Annotated in this window: 15 protein-coding genes; 12 read left to right on the plus strand and 3 right to left on the minus strand. The window is 49.4% G+C overall.

The genetic code is table 11. The annotated features are described in order from the left end of the window. Window positions 1-49: 49 nt before the first annotated feature. Together IC229_RS09825 and IC229_RS09830 are read right to left on the minus strand one after the other, a co-directional pair. Window positions 50-1072, minus strand: coding sequence for a WD40/YVTN/BNR-like repeat-containing protein (locus tag IC229_RS09825; RefSeq protein ID WP_190886788.1), 1023 nt, complete (start codon window positions 1070-1072; stop codon window positions 50-52). Further along, window positions 1069-1875, minus strand: coding sequence for a Rossmann-like and DUF2520 domain-containing protein (locus IC229_RS09830; RefSeq protein WP_190886789.1), 807 nt, complete (start codon window positions 1873-1875; stop codon window positions 1069-1071). The genes IC229_RS09825 and IC229_RS09830 overlap by 4 nt, the downstream gene beginning before the upstream one ends. Before the next feature lie 177 nt (window positions 1876-2052). Between IC229_RS09830 and IC229_RS09835 the strand changes: the two genes are divergently transcribed. From IC229_RS09835 to IC229_RS09890, 12 genes are all read left to right on the plus strand, one after another. Continuing rightward, window positions 2053-3522 carry a cellulose synthase family protein gene (locus tag IC229_RS09835; RefSeq protein WP_190886790.1) on the plus strand — a complete coding sequence of 490 codons (1470 nt, stop codon included), beginning with the start codon at window positions 2053-2055 and terminating at the stop codon, window positions 3520-3522. Window positions 3523-3896: 374 nt separating this feature from the next. Further along, window positions 3897-11525 (plus strand): T9SS outer membrane translocon Sov/SprA, encoded by a 7629-nt coding sequence (sov, locus tag IC229_RS09840; protein ID WP_190886791.1) that lies wholly within the window; start codon window positions 3897-3899, stop codon window positions 11523-11525. A gap of 28 nt (window positions 11526-11553) precedes the next feature. Further along, a complete protein-coding gene (locus tag IC229_RS09845) occupies window positions 11554-11745 on the plus strand; it encodes a hypothetical protein (RefSeq protein WP_190886792.1) in 192 nt (63 codons plus the stop codon). Continuing rightward, the gene (locus IC229_RS09850) at window positions 11735-12793 is read left to right on the plus strand and encodes an aldo/keto reductase (protein ID WP_190886793.1); all 1059 of its coding nucleotides are present in this window, start codon (window positions 11735-11737) and stop codon (window positions 12791-12793) included. Before IC229_RS09845 ends, IC229_RS09850 begins: the two co-directional genes overlap by 11 nt. A gap of 81 nt (window positions 12794-12874) precedes the next feature. Continuing rightward, window positions 12875-13258: a glycine cleavage system protein GcvH gene (gene gcvH, locus IC229_RS09855; protein WP_190886794.1), complete on the plus strand. Its 384-nt coding sequence runs from the start codon at window positions 12875-12877 to the stop codon at window positions 13256-13258. A 96-nt stretch (window positions 13259-13354) separates the two neighbouring features. Continuing rightward, on the plus strand, window positions 13355-14707 hold the full coding sequence (locus IC229_RS09860; RefSeq protein ID WP_190886795.1) for a dihydroorotase: 1353 nt from the start codon (window positions 13355-13357) through the stop codon (window positions 14705-14707). Continuing rightward, complete coding sequence (locus IC229_RS09865; protein WP_190886796.1) at window positions 14704-15255, plus strand: DUF4199 domain-containing protein; 552 nt, start codon at window positions 14704-14706, stop codon at window positions 15253-15255. Before IC229_RS09860 ends, IC229_RS09865 begins: the two co-directional genes overlap by 4 nt. 66 nt (window positions 15256-15321) lie before the next feature. Further along, window positions 15322-15843 (plus strand): DUF4199 domain-containing protein, encoded by a 522-nt coding sequence (locus IC229_RS09870; protein WP_190886797.1) that lies wholly within the window; start codon window positions 15322-15324, stop codon window positions 15841-15843. Between the two features lie 87 nt (window positions 15844-15930). Continuing rightward, window positions 15931-16656, plus strand: coding sequence for a gliding motility-associated ABC transporter permease subunit GldF (gene gldF, locus IC229_RS09875; protein WP_190886798.1), 726 nt, complete (start codon window positions 15931-15933; stop codon window positions 16654-16656). Then, a complete protein-coding gene (locus tag IC229_RS09880) occupies window positions 16653-17039 on the plus strand; it encodes a VanZ family protein (RefSeq protein ID WP_190886799.1) in 387 nt (128 codons plus the stop codon). The genes gldF and IC229_RS09880 overlap by 4 nt, the downstream gene beginning before the upstream one ends. 91 nt (window positions 17040-17130) lie before the next feature. Continuing rightward, a complete protein-coding gene (gene gnd, locus IC229_RS09885; RefSeq protein WP_190886800.1) occupies window positions 17131-18027 on the plus strand; it encodes a phosphogluconate dehydrogenase (NAD(+)-dependent, decarboxylating) in 897 nt (298 codons plus the stop codon). A 142-nt stretch (window positions 18028-18169) separates the two neighbouring features. Next, complete coding sequence (locus tag IC229_RS09890; protein WP_190886801.1) at window positions 18170-19255, plus strand: fatty acid desaturase family protein; 1086 nt, start codon at window positions 18170-18172, stop codon at window positions 19253-19255. Between the two features lie 54 nt (window positions 19256-19309). Here the strand turns inward: IC229_RS09890 and IC229_RS09895 are convergent, their stop codons facing one another. Beyond that, complete coding sequence (locus IC229_RS09895) at window positions 19310-20185, minus strand: DNA/RNA non-specific endonuclease (protein WP_190886802.1); 876 nt, start codon at window positions 20183-20185, stop codon at window positions 19310-19312. Between the last annotated feature and the right edge of the window lie 6 nt (window positions 20186-20191).

Raw genomic sequence — 20191 nt, forward strand, 5'->3', positions numbered from 1 at the left:
CTCCGTGATACTTGTTGCTAACAGACTTCATCTTTTATACATCATACATTTACTTAAACCGCTGTATAGCGACTCTCCCTTTGGCGCCGACGGCGTAACAGGTTCCTTTGGCGCAGGCTACGGAATGAAAACCTTCGTTGTCAAGACGTTGCCAGGTTTGCCCCTGGTCGGCGGAAAGGGTTGTGCCAGATGGACCAACTGCTAATAGTCTATCATTGGGAAGCAGGGCGATGGCTTCTTTTAATCCGGGAGGGTCGGTAGGAGTAACCCGCTGCCAGGTTTGCCCCCCATCGCGTGTGATGGCGGCATTTGGTCCGGGCAATTGCTCCTGTTTGTAATTGCCGCCGACAACCATACCCACTTTTTCGTTGAAAAACTGCATTCCGAATAGCCCCGTTGCCTCCCCGGACGGTAGGGGAGCGATGGTGGCACCCCACGTTCGACCTTGGTCAATCGAGCGAAATACGCGTGCATTCGTGCCGCCACCCGACGCAATCCAGGCGTTACGTTTCCCCTGTACGACCAGCGACGTACCACTGGCCGCAAAAGCCGCTTCGTTGGGTTCCATAATGGGTAAGGATGTTTCCGGAACCTGCTGCCAGGTTTGTCCGCCATCATCCGTAGTCAGCATGAACCAGCGGCCACCAATTGGATCGCTGAAGATAAGACCACGTTGTTTATCCCAGAAAGCGATTCCGTCGAAGAAAACGCCTTTCTTTTTAGTTTCGTAAAGTAATGCCCAGGTCTGGCCTCCGTTTGTAGTTTTATAAATTCTCGCCTGTCCCTGTTCGGCTGGGCCGGCACTCATGAGGTATGCGGTCTGTTCGTCAATAGCCTGCACATCGCGGAAATCGCAGTTTTGGGCGTCTGGTACGTTCCCGGTTAACCAGGTTTTTCCGCCGTCGGTAGTACGTAGAAAAGTGCCTTTGGTACCGCCAACCCAGGCAATGTTTGCACCGGCGATACTGACGGCCCGGAAATTAGCATCCGTGGCCACCGTCTGAAGCTGCCATTGCCCGAACGCTGGCCAATAGAAGCAATACGTTGTTAAAGAGAAGACAAGAAACTTCATGGGAGCGGGCTATAATACTGTTGAATACTGCTAGTCATTACCTGATAAATCTCCGAAATTCCGGGCATATTTTTTAGATAATCCAGATGTGTTTCAAGGGTTGTCTGGTCGCCACGACGGGCGGGGCCTGTCTGTACATCGGCGGGGCTGTCGGCGGCTAAGCCTTTGCGAAATGTTTCGGTAATAAGCGGACGTAGTAAATCGAATTCCAATCCTTCGCGAGCGGTCAGGTCATAGGCGAGGGCGAGCAGATGGTTCGTGAAATTGCAGGACAGCACCGCTGCTACGTGCAGTGCCCGACGTTCTTCGGACGTAATCAAATAAACAATGTCACTGACCGACTGCCCTAATGTAACGAGCGCTTCTTCAGTAGCCGGATCGCTGGCTTCCAAGCAAAGCGGTACGTCCTCGAAAGGCATAGGCGCTTGCCCCCGCGTGAATGTCTGCAGGGCATAAAACACGCCCGTTTGAACCGGTACGTCGCTGTAAATAGCCATCCACTGCTCAAGTGACACCAGCGACCGCCCCCCCGACGTATGGACGAGCATGGCATTTTCGGGCAGAACCAGTCGGCTACAGACTTCTTCCAGAGCGTCGTCGGGAACCGCCAGTATAAAGAGTTGTGAAGGACTATCGGCAAAATTTAATTCTTCGAGGGTATGTGCATCATACAAGTTGCTAACCAGCTGCCGCGAATGCGTTAGCTGACGACTGTATATTTCGTTGATGTGATGGCCTGCATTTTCGAGGGCAGGAGCCAGATGCCAGGCTAGATTACCCGCACCGATAAATGAAATTTCCATACCCAAGTATAGCCTATTTTGAGAGAATAGTTGTGATAGACTCTTGTGAGTATGCGAGTAGGGTGCCGTAGCTAACTAAGTTAAACCTTTTTCAACCATTTGCTTAATCACCCCGTTTACCTGGTTGGCAAGAGATGTTCCGATAGAACGTGGAAACTGACATGCCTGCTCATCTTTATGGAAATCGTAATTCTAGTGATTTATGCAACAGCATTGACGCTGTTGTTTTTGTACAACTGTGGTCAGTTAAGCTTGATTATCAAGTACCTGCGCTCTAAGGGCACAAAATCGGTAATTAATAAAATAACGAAAACGCTTCCAACCGACTATCAGCCTACAGTCACGGTTCAGTTACCCGTATATAATGAGTTGTATGTGATTGAACGACTTATCGACGCTGTGGTTCAACTGCGTTACCCACAGGACAAGCTGGATATTCAGGTACTGGACGATTCGACCGATGAAACCACCGACCTGATTGCCCGGAAAGTAGCCCATTACAAGCAGCAGGGTATCGCCATCGAGCACGTCCGGCGACCAGAGCGAACCGGTTTCAAAGCCGGAGCATTGGCGTATGGACTTCCGTTTGCGAAAGGAGAGCTATTGGCTATTTTCGACGCCGATTTTGTGCCCGATGTAGATTTCCTACTAAAGACCGTACCCCACTTTGCTGACTCGGACGTAGGAATAGTGCAAACGCGCTGGGAGCACCTCAACGAAGATTATTCGCTAATCACTCAATTACAGGCGTTTGGCTTAAACGCACATTTCACGATCGAACAAAGCGGGCGGTATGCCGCTGGACTATTGGCTAACTTCAATGGTACTGGCGGGGTTTGGCGGAAATCAGCTATCATAGACGCGGGTGGATGGCAAAGTGATACACTGACAGAAGATCTGGACCTAAGCTATCGGGCGCAACTGCGGGGCTGGAAGTTCGTTTACCGTGAAGATATTGGTTCGCCTGCCGAGTTGCCCGTAGCCATGAACGCCCTTAAGTCGCAGCAATACCGCTGGATGAAGGGCGCTGCCGAGTGTGCCCGCAAGTTATTCAGTCAGGTACTTCGAACGCCGGGCGTGTCATTCTCAGGAAAAATCCACGCCTTTTTTCACCTTTTCAGCAGTGCTACGTTCATTCTGTTGCTTCTGCTGGGGGTTATGAGTGTGCCGCTTCTATATATCCGCAGCCGCCACCCCGAATGGGAATGGGCTTTCTGGATTATTAATCTTTTTCAGGTGAACCTCTTGATTCTGATCGTGTTTTATGGAGTTCCACTCTGGTTCCTGAAATCAGACCATAAAGTCCGGTTTATCTGGTACTTTCCGATGTATTCGTCACTGATGATGGGGTTGTCGCTGCATAACACTATTGCCGTCATTGAAGGGTATATAGGTCGTAAAACGCCATTTGTCAGAACTCCAAAATTTAACGTAAACGCTCCCGGCGATAGCTGGTCGTCCAACAAATACATAAATCGTCGTCCCGGCGGGCTAGCGATCGCAGAAGCACTCCTAGCCTTGTATTTTCTGGGGGGGCTGGCTTTGGCTTTTACAATTCATGATTTCCGCATGTTTTTTTTACATATCATGCTTATGGTTGGTTTTGGTATGGTAGCTCTCTACTCTCTTCTCCAGTCTGTGCGCTAAAAAAGCCAGAGACTTACCTTTCTAAACTTCTTCAGATATACTATAGTCGTCGGTGCCTTATCGGCGGACTAGTAATTTTTATAGCTATACGTGGCTGATTTATTCTGATCGGGAAACACCTCGATGGGGAAATTGGCTTGGTAATTGCAGACACCTTGGTGGGACACATAGCGAGGATAGTCGAAAAGCAAAGAATGTCGACTTACCTATATGTATGAAGTTAGCTTAATGCTTACTTTTGTCACCGTTTGGGAAATCGGCCTTAAGGTTTGATTAAAAATTTAAGGTATCATTAGACGATAGGCCATATACTTGCCGTTTGATAGAAGGACGACCCACACGCTACTAACACTGAACCCGAAAGTACCCTCTCAATGGTGAACCCTTACTTTGTTCACAATACTGTAATCAACTCTCGTTTTGCCTTTATCTGCCGGTACCTGATCGTGCCGAACGGTTGGTTGGCAGTGGGATGCTGGTTGCTGTTGGGAGCCAGCCTTAGTTTTGGTCAGGATAGACCAACACCCGCCCCGCGTGGAGCTGCAGCCCGACGACAACAGGCGGCTGCCGATTCGGCCCGCGCCCAGGCACGACGTCGAGCGCTTGCCCAGGCGGACTCGGCTAAAAAAGCGGTTCAGGACCGCACCGATAGCATTCGGGCGCTACGTAATGCCAACCGAAGAGCGACTATCAACTGGCCCGACCGTCGAGCGACCCGTTTCTCTGAACGGCCTTCAAAATCGCCGTTTATTCTTCGCGACCCCAAAGGCGTTTCAACCGACTTCCGGCTTTCTCCCGATGGGGGCGTAGGCGTATCGGAGCGCGTTCGAACGGGGGTATCGCTGTCAGGGGCACCTCTATCCAATACAGCTGTGGGACGTACTGATACGTCCACACCTGCTACGTCGGGTACGGCTACGCCTAGTACTAGTCCAATATTACCACCGTCGCAGTTCGGATTGCCATACCGACCGGCCGAAACTATTCCGTTCTCTACGTTCAATCAGCTTCAGAATCAGAACGTTGAGCAGAGCTTGCTACGTGAAAATAGTGCCCGGCGCGACGGGCAAAGTGCACTGACGGGGCGAGGCTTGATTCCAAAACTCGAACTGCCGCCGATTATCGACCGGATTTTTGGTGGCAGTCAGGTCGATTTCAAACCAAACGGATTCGTTACGCTCGATTTTGGGTATCTGTATCAGTTCAATGACCGGCCCGATATTCCGGTGCAGCAGCGTCGAAACGGGAACTTCATTTTCAACGAACAGATCAGCATCAACTTCAACGGGAAGATTGGCGAACGGCTGGGCGTTTTGGCCAATTTCGATACGAAAGCCAGTTTTAACTTCGAAAACGCGCTTAAACTGAATTATAAACCGGGCGGAGGACTGCCCGCGTTCGGTTCTGGACAGGGCTTACCAAACCTGCCGAACGTACCGAGCCTGCCTAATGCACCTAACTTACCCGGTGCCAATGGCCAACTGCCTGGGTTTACACCCCAGAACGAAAGTATTTTGCAGGGACTCGAGTTGGGAAACATTAGCTGGGCCGTTAACAGCCAGTTGATTCCGGGTGTACAGAATCTGTTTGGGATAAAAACGCAGCTACGTTTTGGTAAACTCAACGCTACGTTGGTGGCCTCGCAGCAGCGTTCACGGAAACAGGAGATCGTGCTGCGTGGTGGTACGTCAAACCGTGGTTTCGAGATTCGGGCTGATCAATACGACGAAAACCGGCACTTCTTCCTGTCGCAGTTTTTCCGGTCTAACTACGAAGCGTCGCTGAAAACGCTGCCTCAGGTAACATCGGGCGTCAATATTACACGTATCGAAGTTTACGTAACGAACAGGACGAATACGACCGAATCACTGCGGAACGTAGTGGGTTTTCAGGATTTGGGCGAAGGCGCTCCCTATAACCAGACGAACCCCAACCTGAATCCGTTTACACGTACCAACCGAACACCGACTGATAACGTAGCAAACGGTCTTTTCGGCAAACTGACAGCCAATTCAGCGGATGCTTTTCGATCAGTTGACCGCACCAACGAAGCGTTGACCGGAACGTATAATCTGGCGAAAGGAACCGACTATGACCTGCTACGTGGTGCCAAACGTCTGACCGAACGTGAGTACAAACTTCAACCCGAACTGGGGTATATTTCGCTGGTTACACCGCTACGTAACGACGAAATTCTGGCTGTGGCCTATGAATACACGTATCAGGGCCGACGCTATAAAGTTGGAGAATTGACCGAAGATTATCAGGCTCGTCCGGATGATCAGGTGCTGATACTTAAGCTGTTGAAATCAGCCACGCTACGTAACAATCTTCAGTTACCCATGTGGAACCTGATGATGAAAAACATCTACTCGCTCAACACGGCGCAGGTGACCCGGCAGGGATTTCAACTACGTATCATTTACAAAGACGACCTGACCGGTATCGACAACCCAAACTTACAGGAGGGACGTCTTACTCAGAACCGACCGCTTGTGCAGTTGTTTGGGATGGACCGTCTGAACCAGCAGTTGGACGCGCAGCCCGACGGCAACTTCGACTTTGTTGAAAACATAACGATTGATAGTCGTTACGGGAAAATTATCTTCCCGGTGCTGGAGCCTTTTGGTTCGTATCTCGACCGTCAGTTTGGAGCTGATGAAACCGACCTGAAGGCCAAGTACGTATTTAACCAACTCTACCGCACTACGTTGGCTGATGCGCAACAGATTGCCGATAAAAATAAGTTCTTCCTGAAAGGCTCTTTTCAGTCGGGCAATGGAGCTGAGGTTCAGTTGCCTTACGGTGTTAATGAGCAGTCGGTGCAGGTAACGGCTGGGGGCGTACCGCTCACGGCGGGGCAAGACTATATACTGGAAGCACAGGTTGGCCGACTACGTATCATCAACGAAAGCGTGACCAACTCCGGCCGTGAGATACGTATCAGTTACGAACAGCCGGATTTGTTTCAGAATCAGATCCGAACGCTTATCGGTACGCGACTCGACTATGCGTTTAATAAAGATTTCAGTGTGGGGCTTACCGCCATGCACATGAAAGAAACGCCCGCTGGTTATCTGACCCGGGTAGCCCTTGGTAATGAGCCGGTCAATAACACCATTCTGGGGTTGAGTGCTAACTACCGCAAGGATTCACCTGGCCTGACGCGTTTGCTGGATGCGTTACCGATTGTGCAGACTAAAGAATTATCGACCATTCAGGTTACGGGCGAGGTAGCACAGTTGTTTCCGGGAACGAACCAACGTGCCAAGAATGAAAGCTATCTGGATGATTTTGAAGCGGCCCGGACCATCTTTGACTTAACGCGACAGCCTACCCGCTGGCGACTGGGTGCTACGCCCCAGCAGTTCCCGCAGGGTTCATTTGCCGATCCGCTCCCATATGCCTATAACCGCGCCCGAATTTCGGTTTATTCAGTCGATCCCAGTATTTATTCACAGGGGTCGCTGGCGGTGAATTCCAACGTCGATCCCGAAGATGCAAACAGGCACGTTTACGAACGTTATTTTTTGCCAACTGATCTATTTCCAGGCCGTTCAGCTCGGCCAGTTCAGCTTCCCGAAAGTATTCTGGACGTAGCGTATTTTCCGAGCGAACGGGGTATTTACAATTACAACACAAACCTGACAGCAGCAGGTTTGTTACCCAATCCGAGGCAGAATTTTGGGGCTGTTACGCGGGCAATTGCTTCAGATATCGATTTCGATAACGCCAACGTAGAAAACGTTACGTTCTGGCTGATGGACCCGTTTGTAGATGGAGAAGCTGGTAGAGTTCGGGGTAGTAATGACGATAGTAAAAATATTAATAATACATCGGGAGGGAAGCTGATTTTTAACCTCGGTGATATTTCAGAGGACGTAATGAAGGATGGCCGATACGAGTTTGAAAACGGCTTTCCAATTAATGGTGATACCGCTACTACAGCACGCCAGCGAGGCACCGAAACAACACCCTGGGGACGGGCACCACTGCAGCAGTTTGTAACCAATGCATTTCCGAGTGGTGGTCGCGACCAGCAGGATATTGGTCTGGATGGTTTGAGAAATGAGAATGAAATTACCCATTTCAAAAATTACCTGACGGCTGTTGGGACGCGTGTTTCGGACGCCAACGCCCTGGCCGAGATTCAGGGTGACCCGTCGGGCGATGATTTTAAGTTTTATCTGGGCGACGAGGCCGACGCGCAGAAATACATTGTAGCACGGTATAAGCGGTTCATGGGCATGGAAAACAACTCGCCCGAAAGCACGGGTGGAAACCAGCTTCTAACACCGGCTTCAACCATTCTTCCCGATATCGAAGACCTGAACATCGACAATACGGTAAACGACAATGAAGCGTATTATGAGTATGAAATCGATCTGCGGAAGGGCCGTCTGGAAGTAGGGCAGCGCTACATTGTCGATAAAGTGTCGGTGCCTACACCGGGTGCACCCGGTGGCGTGGTGAACTGGTATCAGTTTCGGATTCCGGTGCGGGAACCGTTACGTAAAGTGGGGAGCATCAACGGGTTCAAATCCATTCGATTCATGCGGATGTATCTGACTGATTTTGCTGAGCCGGTTGTGCTACGTTTCGCTCAGCTGCAGATGGAAGCCAATCAGTACCGCAAATACACTGGCGACCTTACCCAGCGTGGTTTGCAGGAAGTGCCTGAACCCTACGACGCTAATTTTACGGTTTCGACGGTAAACATTGAAGAGAACAGCAGTACGCAGACGACCGCGCAGGGTGGTGATAAATATCCCTACACCGTGCCTCCGGGTTACGAGCGCGACCGTGATTTCACAGCAGTAAACACCGTTGAACTGAATGAGCAGTCGATGCGCCTGAGCGTAACGAACCTGCGCGATGGTGATTCGCGGGGTGCATTCCGAAACACGAATTTCAATCTGTTGTTCCGGGAGCGGCTTAAGATGTTTATCCACATGCACAATCCCGATAACGAGAGTGGGCAAGTGTCGGCTTTTGTTCGGTTGGGTACGGACTACACCGATAACTATTACGAAATTGAAATTCCCGGTCTTCAAGCGACGCCCCCTGGTAATCAGCCCGATAATGTTGTCTGGCCTGCTGCCAATGAGCTGGATATCGCACTGGAGGAATTGATTAATCTCAAAGCCGACCGCAACCGCGCCCTCACTCGGCGAACTTCGCTGCCGTTTTCAGCAACTTCAGCCAGCGGTCATTACGTGTTAACGGTGGTAGGTAACCCGGATTTGAGTTCGGTGCAATCGGTTATGATTGGGGTACGTAATCCCAGAATAACAGGTGATGGCGAACGACCGAAAACGTTCACTGTCTGGGTCGATGAACTTCGGGCCAACGGCTATGATCAGCACGCAGGAACGGCGGCTATTGGTGCCGTGAACATGAAACTAGCTGACCTCGGTACGTTAACCGCATCGGGACGTATCACTACGTTCGGATTTGGTGGGGTGCAGACACGTATCGGTGAACGCGCGCTTGAAACGACGTCTGAGTTTGGTATTTCGTCGGCTATTTCGGTCGATAAGTTTCTGCCTGCAAGTTGGGGGCTACGTATTCCGCTTTATATCAACTACGATCATCGCAACGTAGATCCGCACTTCGATCCGCTGGACCCGGACATGCCGCTGGAAACATCGCTTTCGACCAAAAACTCAGAAGCTGAGCGAGATAGCTATCGCCAACTGGTGCAGGATAATACGACGCGTCGCGGTTATAATTTCTCCAACGTTCGGAAAGTGAAAACTAATCAGAATGCCAAATCGCATTTCTGGGACATTGAGAATTTTGCGTTTACCTACGCTTTCAATGATACTAAACGGACAAATATTCTGACGCAGGAATACCTTCAGGAGCAGTATCGCGGTGGCATTTCGTACACATTCAGTGGTCAGCCAAAAGCGTTCGAGCCATTCCGGAATGTACAATCGTTCGAAGCTCCGTATCTGCGCTGGCTGAAAGATTTTAACCTGACGCTGCTGCCCTCGCTGGTATCGATTCGGGCCGATATGGACCGCAGCTTCATTAAAACACAGCTTCGTTCGTCGGATTTGACCACGAACGGTATTGTGCCGCAGTTTGAGAAGTACTTCCTCTTCAACCGCTATTACGACCTGACATTTAACCTGACGCGTAACCTGGTGCTAACGTATCACGCACAGGCCAACGCCATCATCGACGAACCGGCGGGCGACATCAATACGCAGGCCAAACGCGATTCGATTCTAAACAGCGTCAAACGACTTGGCCGACTGAAAAATTTCGTTCAGGACATTCGTGCTACGTATCGGATTCCATTGGACAAAATTCCACTGCTCGACTGGATGTCTGCTGATGCCATTTATGCCGTTGGGTATCAGTTCCAGGCGAACTCGTTTGGCGTTTCCGATACGTTGGGTGTGCCTTTCGGTAATGTTATACGTAACAACCGCGAGCGGGGCATTACAGGACGGGTCGACCTGATTCGCCTGTACAACAAGATACGTTACCTGCGTTTTGCCAATACGCCCGCGCCGGTTCGGAAGAATTTTGCCCGGAACCCCGGCGACATCGAGGAGATTGAGCGGGGCGAAAGCAAAGTGCTGAAAAATTTCACACGTGCGTTGCTAACCGTTCGAGGAATCAATTTCTCGTATACGTTGCAGGAATCGACGATTTTGCCCGGTTTTCTGCCTACACCCCGCTTCTTTGGCGTCGATGAAAACAATGCGCCCGGTCTGGGTTTTGTGCTGGGTAGTCAGGATGGAAACATAGTTACGCGAGCGGCTCAAAAAGGGTGGCTATCGCCTAGTACGGTGCAGAACACTGCTTTTCAGCAGAACATCACCAAGAAGTTTTCGGCCAATACTACGCTGGAACCATTCAAAGACTTCCGAATGGTCATCAACTGGCGCTTAGATCGTACGGATGCGTATCAGGAATACTTCCGACCCGGTTCGCAGGGGGGACCATTTGAAACGTTCTCGCCAGTGCGAAACGGGCAATTTAGTATGTCGTTCTGGTCGTTCCGAACGGCGTTTATTGGTCTACGCCCCGATAATACGTCGCCCATCTTCGACAAGTTTGAAAGTTATAGGGAGTATTTCATCAATAAACTGACAGCGGCCAACCCTGAAAAGAGCGGTAAATACACGAAAACATCCCAGGACGTATTGATTCCGGCGTTTTTTGCCGCCTATAGCGGCCAGCCTATCGAGAAAGCGCAATTGTCGCCGTTCTATAATTTCCCGCTGCCCAACTGGCAAGTGACGTATAATGGGTTGTCGGGACTGGAGTTTATTCGGAAGCGGTTTACGTCGTTCACGGTGAATCATAGTTACTCATCGACGTACAGCGTGGGAAACTTTATCTCAAATCTGGATTATACGGCGGCTTACGTAAATCTGGCGGTGCAGGGCTACCCAATGGCGGCTTCAATTAACCAGCAAGGGCAGTTTGTGCCAGTGTTTGCGATGAGTACGATTACGATGTCGGAAAAATTTGCACCCATGCTGAGTGTTCAATTTCAGACAAAAGGTGCCAGTGGCGCACCGGCAACCGGTGGACAACCCGCTACCAGTCAGTCGAAAGGCATCACCGGCCGTCTGGAATACAGCCAGAGCCGCGACGTAGCACTGAATCTGTCGAACTCGCAGGTAGCTGAACTCAGCACTAAGGATCTGACGGCTTCGCTCGGTTTCACGCGGCAGAATGTTCGGATACCGTTCCGCATTAACGGGGCTTATAAGCGCCTTAAAAATGATCTGACGTTCGCCTGCGCGCTTACGTTCCGTGATACCCGAACCATTCAGCGGAAGATTGATTATGAACAAATTATTACAGCGGGTAACGTGAACTTCCAGCTACGTCCGCAAATCAGCTATATCGTGAGCAAACGGCTGAATTTCAATCTATACTTCGAACGTACCTTCAACGATCCGCTCGTGTCGACCAATTACTACACTTCCAGAACTTCGGGTGGGGTGCAGGTGAAATTCAACCTGGCTGAGTAGCGGCACTTACTGTTTTACTACGTACCATTTGTCAGAAAAAGTCGTTTTTGCTGAAACTCCACCATCTGGACGTAGCAGTTACGTCGAACAGATTCATAGTGTTACGTCCCAAAATCAATTCGATGATACGTTGAAAAATGTGAACCCGTTGCCAATACAGACTGTTGCGGCTAATGAATTAACGTACCACAAACCTAACCAACTCAACTATGCAGTTTAATCAACTCGGCAATACGGGCGTATTGGTTTCTAAACTTTGCCTGGGTACCATGACGTTCGGTGGAACCGGTCACTGGAAAGCCATGGGCGAACTCCAGCAAAATTCTGTCAATGACATTGTAAAAACCGCCGTCGATAGCGGCATCAACTTTATCGACACGGCCAACGTGTATTCGTTTGGTGAGTCGGAGCAGTTGTTGGGACAGGCCATTAAAGAGCTTGGCCTCTCGCGCGACGAGCTAGTGATTGCTACTAAAGTTCGTGCACGCATGGGGCAGGGGAAAAACCAGGTAGGGCTGGGGCGACTGCAAATTATGCAGCAGATTGAAGGCAGCCTGAAACGCCTGCAAATTGACCATATCGACCTGTACCAGATTCACGGATTCGACCCAATAACCCCGCTGGATGAAACCATGCGTGGGCTTGAGGACGTAGTGCGGAGTGGTAAAGTGCGTTACATTGGTTGCTCAAATCTGGCGGCCTGGCAGGTGATGAAAGCCAACGGAATCGCCGATAAATACGGCTGGACGAAATTTATTTCGACCCAGAATTACTACTCCATTGCCGGGCGTGACATCGAAAACGAAATCGTACCGATGGTTCAGGATCAGCAAATGGCAATTCTGCCGTGGAGTCCGCTGGCGGGCGGTTTTCTATCCGGAAAATATACACGTAGCAATAAACCAGAAGGAGATTCACGTCGGTTAGGGTTCGATTTTCCACCTGTGAATCAGGAACGTGCGTACGACATTATCGACGTAATGGCGCAGATTGCTGAGGCTCACGGTGTGTCTGTGGCGCAGATTGCTCTGGCCTGGGTATTGGCAAAACCGGGCGTAACGAGCGTTATTATCGGCGCGAAAAATACGGACCAGCTTACTGATAACATCAAAGCCGCCGACGTGAAATTGACCGCCGATCAACTCCAGCAGCTTGATGAAATAAGTGCCAACCCGAAGCCCTATCCGCAATGGATGATTCAGCGGCAGAGTAGCGACCGTTTCGGTGCTTATAATTTTTCGCCCAACCAGTCGACAGTGACGAAGTGACGTAACAGTTACGTAACGTAGCGTTTGCAAATCCGGTCGGAGCTACCGTATTTTGTGGGCATAAAATCAATTTCCTCAACAATGAATTTTCCCGCGGAGCTGAGTTATACGGAAGACCACGAATGGATTCGGGTAGACGAAGATGGTACGGCCGTGATTGGCATTACCGAGTTCGCCCAGCATGAATTAGGTGATATAATTTTTATCGATGTCAATACGGTTGGTCAATCACTTGGAAAGGGTGAGGTGTTCGGCGCAGTAGAGGCTGTGAAAACCGTATCGGATTTGTTTTTGCCCGTAGATGGTGAAGTTCTCGAACTCAACCCAGCGGTCGAAAAATCGCCTGAATTGCTTAATAGCGACCCTTACGGTGAAGGCTGGATAATCCGTTTAAAACTGTCTGACGCAGCACAGGTCGATGGACTACTGACCGCCGATACGTATAAGGAACTGGTCGGCGCCTGATCGATAATTTAGTGAACCAGAAGGCTCCGAGAGGGGCCTTTTTTGTGAATTACCTTAATCCAGCCCCGCCCGTTCTGACAAAACGGAGCGTTGACTATGCAACTCCTGATACGTTCGGCCCGTGTAATTGATACTGATTCGCCGTTTGATGGCCAAACGGTTGACTTATTGATTGACAATGGCCTGATTCGCCAGATTGGTGAAAATCTGACCGCTGAAGCTAATACGCAGGTTATTGAAGCTGACGATCTACATGTATCGCCCGGCTGGGTCGATCTGAGGGTGTCGGCGCAGGACCCTGGTTTTGAACACAAAGAAGACATTACCAGCGTTTGTCGGGCGGCTGCTGCAGGGGGCTTTACTGACATTGCTGTATTGCCCAATACGTACCCCGTAATCGATTCGAAGGGGACGCTGGGCTACGTTCAACGCATGGCTGAAGGTCAGCCACTACGTGTACACGTAGTGGCTGCTGTTACGAAGAAAGCAGATGGTGAAGATTTTACCGAAATGCTGGACCTGCACCATGCCGGAGCCGTAGCGTTTTCGGATGGTCACCATCCCATCCAAAATCCCGATTTATTGCTCAAAACCCTGCAATACCTGCAACCCGTCAATGGCCTGTTAATGAATCGGGCAGAAGAAACCCTACTGACGCGATTCGGGCAAATGCACGAAGGTATTCAAAGCACGTTGCTTGGCCTGAAAGGTATGCCCGCGTTGGCCGAAGAGTTGATGATTGAGCGTGATTTGCGTTTGCTGGAGTATGTGGTAGGGGCAGAGGGTAGAGGGCAGGGGGTAAAGAGTGGAGTAAAAGGAGTGAAACCTAGCGGGTACTACGTCTTTTCGGAGAGTGCTGAACCGCCAGCGCTTCATTTTTCTACCATTTCCACCGCTCGCTCCGTTGAGTTAATACGTCAGGCGAAAGCGAATGGACTGCCTGTTAGCTGCGACGTAGCAGCGCATCAGCTTGTGTTCGATGATACGTCGCTGGCAGAGTTTGATACGAATCTGAAGGTAAATCCACCATTTCGGTCGCCGGAGGACGTAGCAGGGCTGTGGGCTGGCCTGGCCGACGGTACCATCGACGCCATCGTGTCGGACCATACACCGCAGGATGCCGAAAGTAAAAACGTGGAATTCGACGTAGCAGATTTTGGTATTATTGGTTTAGAAACCGTTTTTGCTGCGATTATGAGTCACAACAAAGGCTTGTCGTTGGGGCAAATCATTGATAAACTTTCGACTCGTCCCCGGCAGATACTACGTTTGCCGCCCGTTACTATCGCCGAAGGGCAACTGGCCAACCTTACACTTTTTCAGCCCGGACGTACCTGGACGTATGAACGGACGGCCTCTAAATCAAAAAATACGCCGTTTTTAGGACAGACCTTTACTGGGCGTGTATTAGGTACTACGTATCGGGGGCAATTTAATTCTGCCGTATGAAAAGTATCATCGACTATTTCAGCCATCCGCTGTTAAAAATTCCGCTGCTGGCGGGGCTGATAACGGGTGTGTTGTGCTTCCTTTATTTTCTGGGTTTATATGCCCTCGACATTGCTCCTTTGGGTAACATCCGCGTGCTGGATTACGGTATTCATATCATTGTGATGGCAACTACCGTCTGGTACTACCGCAAAAACATAGGTCAGGGTCGGCTGCATTTTTGGGAGGGTTTAACCATTGGTTACGTACTCAATACAATGGCTGCTTTGGTAACTGGATGGCTCATTTACCTGTTCGTGACCCAGATTGACCCCGGCGTGTTTGACGAATACGTAGTGAACTCTAAAAAACTTTTGCTGGAAGGTAAAAAGCAGCTTACGGACCAGTTCGGCCCGGAAACCTTTGCGGAGCAATGGACAAAAACCATTAACATGAAACCCTCTGTGCTGATTCCTGACGAGTTGACAAAAAAAACGGCACTGGCAGTATTACCTGTACTCATCATTTCGCTCATTTTCCGCAAGCAGGATTATAGCGTATTGCAATAAAGTATTTCTCTGAGAAGGGTTGTCTTTGAAGTGAATGTATAAAACAAACGTAGCATTTAAGAAACTATGAATGAACAGATTACCCCGACACGTATTGCGTTGAAATGGGGACTCATTTTGGGCATTGCTATGATTCTTTACTCGATTGTTACGTTCGTGACCGATAGCGTAGGTAATGCCTGGTTGGGGTCTGTCAGCTACGTCCTTATCATAATCGGTATCATCCTGGCTATGCGGGACTTCCGAACGCTCAATGGAGGATACATGACCTATGGCCAGGGATTAACCATTGGCATGTTGATGGGAGCAGTTGCCGGATTACTTTCCAGCTTATTCTCGGTGTTTTACCTAACTGTAATCGACACAGGAATAATGGAAAGAGCCGCCGAAACGGCCCGGGAGCGGATGGAAGATGAGGGGAAAATGTCGGACGAACAAATTGACCAGGCTATTGGGATAATGGAGAAATTTCAGAGTCCTGGGTTTCTCTTTGTTTTTGGCGTGATTGGAACTGCGCTTCTTGCCCTCATTTTTTCGTTGGTTATCGCTGCATTCATACGCCGAAACAAAGACAATCCGTTTGAATAATGTTAATGAATTATTAGCTAGCTGATAATCAGTAAAGAGCCATTGTTCATTATTTATTCACTGAAACAATAGAACTCCCCTTTCCGCGTGCTGGCTGTTTTTCGAAAAGAAGTCAATCAATTTTTCTCATCGCCCATCGCCTACATCATCATGGGCGTGTTTCTGACGGTGGTGGGTTTGTTGCTCTGGGTATTTCCCGATACAAGTCTGCTGGATAACAGCTATGCCGACCTGGGTACGTTTTTTAACGTAACACCTTACGTCATGCTGTTTCTGGCACCTGCCATCACCATGCGCTCCATTGCCGACGAAATTCGCGGAGGTACCCTCGAATGGTTGTTGACAAAACCTGTTAGTCGTTGGGCGGTAGTAGGCGGGAAGTTTCTGGCGAGCTGGTTGCTGGTTATTCTGACCCTGTTGCCAACATTGCTCTACTATGTTACGTTATATCAACTTGGCTCGCCCATGGGTAATATCGACTCGGCGGGTGTGTTCGGCTCGTATATTGGCTTGCTACTGCTCGGTGGCGTTTTTGTAGCGATTGGTTTATGGGCATCGTCACTCAATGATAATCAGGTAGTAGCTTTTGTGTTAGGCGTATTTTTCTGCTTTCTATTGTACGTTGGCCTGAGTTCGCTGGCTGGCTTGTCGTTTGCAGGAGACGTATCGTATTATTTATCGTTAATTGCTCTGGATGAGCAATATCGGGCGCTGGGGCGAGGTGTTATTGATTCCCGGAATGTAATTTATCTGGTTAGCCTGATCCTCTTTTTTCAGGTACTGACTGTTCAACAGTTAACCAAAAACAAATGAAATACTTGATAGGTCTTCTGAACGACGTAGTACTCATGCGCTGGCTGGCTGTTGCCTGGACGGTGGTAATGCTCCTTGGGTGTCTGACGCCACATCAGGAACTTCCGAACACGTTATTAACCCTGAGCGACAAGGCAATGCATGTTGCTATTTTTGTTTTGTTCACGTTTCTGTGGCAACGTGCTGGTTACTCTATGCTGAGCGTATTGATTATCGGCATGTTTTTCGGGGCTTTTATTGAAGTAATGCAGTACGTGCTTCCCATCAACCGCAGCGCCGACTGGCTGGACCTTCTGGCCGATGGCATCGGTACCGTGCTGGGTGTGTTGCTTGCCTGGTTAGTTGTGAGAGTTATTATCGCATTAGGGTTTACGGCCCGGTGATATAAACGGCATTAATCAACAATTAATGACTGACTGCTTGAAAAGATTCGGGGAAAAATCCCCAATTTGACTGCTTAAATCACGGATTAAGATGCATATCGGATTCATAGGATTAGGTAAGATGGGGTATAACCTCGTCAGTAATTTGGTAGAGCATGGCCACACGGTAGTCGGCTATGACATCAACCCCGCATTAGTAGAGGCAATCGGGCAGGAAGGGGCAAAGGGCGCTAACACCCTCGAAGACCTCTATAAAGCATTGCCCGAAAAGCGCGTACTCTGGCTGATGATTCCGGCGGGTCCGCTGGTCGATAACGTAATCGAGCAATTACTAGCCTTTATGCAGCCCGGCGACGTAGTAATCGATGGTGGAAATTCGCATTACAAAGATTCAGTACGTCGGCACGAATACCTGAAGCAGAAAGGCATCGGATTTCTGGATTGCGGCACGAGTGGCGGCATCAGTGGTGCCCGCCATGGTGCCTGTACGATGGTTGGCGGAGACGCCGACGTAATTGAGCCATTACACGGCGTATTCAATGATATTTCGGTTGATGACGGCTACCTCTATACAGGCCCGGCTGGCAGCGGCCATTTTACGAAAATGGTACACAACGGCATCGAATATGGCATGATGCAGGCCATTGCCGAAGGTTTCGAAGTACTGGAAAAAAGTCAGTTTCCTGTTAATTTTGAAGCTACGGCTAAAATGTGGAATCACGGTTCGGTGATACGCGGTTGGCTGATGGAACTGACCCAAAACGCATTTAGTAAAGACCCCAAACTCGAGTCTATCAAAGGAAGGATGTTCTCATCGGGCGAGGGTAAATGGACCCTCGAAACGGCTCTTGATTTAGGCGTCCCAACCCCAGTTATTGCTCTTTCACTGCTTACGCGTTACCGCTCGTTGCAGGATGATACGTTTACCGGCAAAGTGGTAGCGGCCTTACGTAATGAGTTTGGTGGTCACGCCGTTGAGAAAAAATAATCAAACGGATTCAGGTTGGTTTAAATGTAATTAAAAAATTTTCGTTAGTATTACAGTAAGGTTCGGCAGTTCCGATTGTTGTCCAAAACGAAATCGAAACTCACCGAACCTTTTTTTATAACCTTTAACCGCCGTAATATACATGAAGGTATTAGGCCCAATTCAGGACCCCACGTTCACCCCACGTACTTACAATCGATTCGATAAGTTCTTTCTCCAGTACATCAAAGACGAACGCGACCTTCCTTTCATCTACCTTACCCTTCGCATTACGTTCATCCTGATTCCGCTAAGTGTACTCTTATTCATGCCCTTCGTAACGGGCTGGCTTTGGTGGACTGTTGTTGTCGTTCATTTCGGATTCAGTAATTTTCATTTCAAAGGTCCCTTCGGGCTGATGCTGCATTGTACCAGCCACCGGCAGTTTTTCAAATCAGAATACGACTGGATGAATAAATACCTGCCCTGGATAGTTGCCCCGTTTTTTGGCCACACGCCCGAAACGTACTACAGTCACCATATCGGCATGCACCATCCCGAGAATAATCTGGAAGATGACGACAGCAGTACGATGGCATTCCAGCGCGATAGTTTCCAGAGCTTTCTGGCTTACTTTGGCCGATTTTTCGTAGTGGGCGTTCGTAATTTGCTGAACTATCTACGGCGTAAAAACCGCCCGAAGCTGGCTACCCGTGCGCTCATCGGCGAGATTGTCTTTGGGATAATTGCCATGGGATTACTTTACGTGAATTGGGCAGCTACGGTTCTGGTATTTCTATTCCCTTTGCTCATATTTCGACTTATTACCATGCTGGGCAACTGGACGCAGCACTCCTTTGTCGACTTTGAAGATCCAGGCAATGCATACAAAAACAGCATTACGTGCATCAACGTGAAATACAATAAGAAGTGCTGGAACGACGGTTACCACATCAGCCACCACATTCGCCCGGCTATGCACTGGACTGAACATCCTGGTTTCTTCCTGAAAACGATTGATAAATACGCTCAGAATCAAGCCGTTGTTTTCGACGGGCTGGATTTTTTGCAAATTTTCTTCCTGTTGATGCGTAAGCGTTACGATACGTTGGCCAAATATATGGTGAACATAAACGGCGCCTTTGCTGATGAGAATGAAGCCATTGCTTTGCTACGTCGGCGCACGCAACGTATCATGACACAGACCAATATAGGAACCATATCCGAAGCAGCCGCCATTGCAGCGTAGAGTTTTTCATTTGAGGTTTTCTGGTACGTTCCTAACGTACCAGAAAACCTCAAACTAATTTACACTTCCACCATCAACTCGGGCTTCGATAATACGTTGAATATCTGATGGTACGTTAGATAGAAAATCGTAGCCGGTTATTGTTTCCAGATTGTCGACGCTGGTCAGGTAAGCTCGCCAGGATTTATCGGCAGCTGATTGCTCGTTTGGGATGTTTACGGCAATCAGACGCGTATTTTCTGTAACCTGGAACGTAGCGGCTGACCCAGTTGGAACAACAATCAGGATTTTCCAGAGCGTCGCCGGAACGGTCAGTTTACCATTCGCCAACGTAGTAGCGTAACCATTCTGACCCGTGCCGCCTGTACCCGAAACGCCTGCAATAATGTAGACATCATTGCCGCCAAGCATTAAGTCTCGTTCGTAGTCTTCTAAATTTTTCCAGACTTCCCGGTTATGCCGTGGGGCTTGTGGCACGATGTTGGTTAGGAGAAACGTAGCGGAATTGTCTTCGGGTGTTACGTCACGGTCGTCGGAAGGACAAAGATGACCCCGGTCGAAGCCGGTGTTAGTGTAATCGGAAGTGCGGACAGCATACCAGCCGGAGGGTATGGCCGGATCAGGTTTGAAATCGTTGGTTCGGCGACTATCGCCTTTCCAGGACGGATTCAAACACCAGCTTACCCAATTGGCAATGCCTCGGCTGCGGTTATACGACAAAATGTACTGCGGACGGCTGATGAGGTAATTATCTGGTTCCTGGATTGAAGCCCTGCTCGGATTACCCAGAGCCAGGTTGTCATTACGGTTAAGTTGAGAGGTTGACAAAGTTGGTTTTACTACCCGACAGCCAGCCATAAACCCGACGAAACTGAGAAGAACCAGAAATGTTTTGATTTGATGATACACTTTGATTGATTTTGCTGACATTCTTAC

Source organism: Spirosoma profusum (assembly GCF_014699005.1).
In the GTDB taxonomy this organism is placed as follows: domain Bacteria; phylum Bacteroidota; class Bacteroidia; order Cytophagales; family Spirosomataceae; genus Spirosoma; species Spirosoma profusum.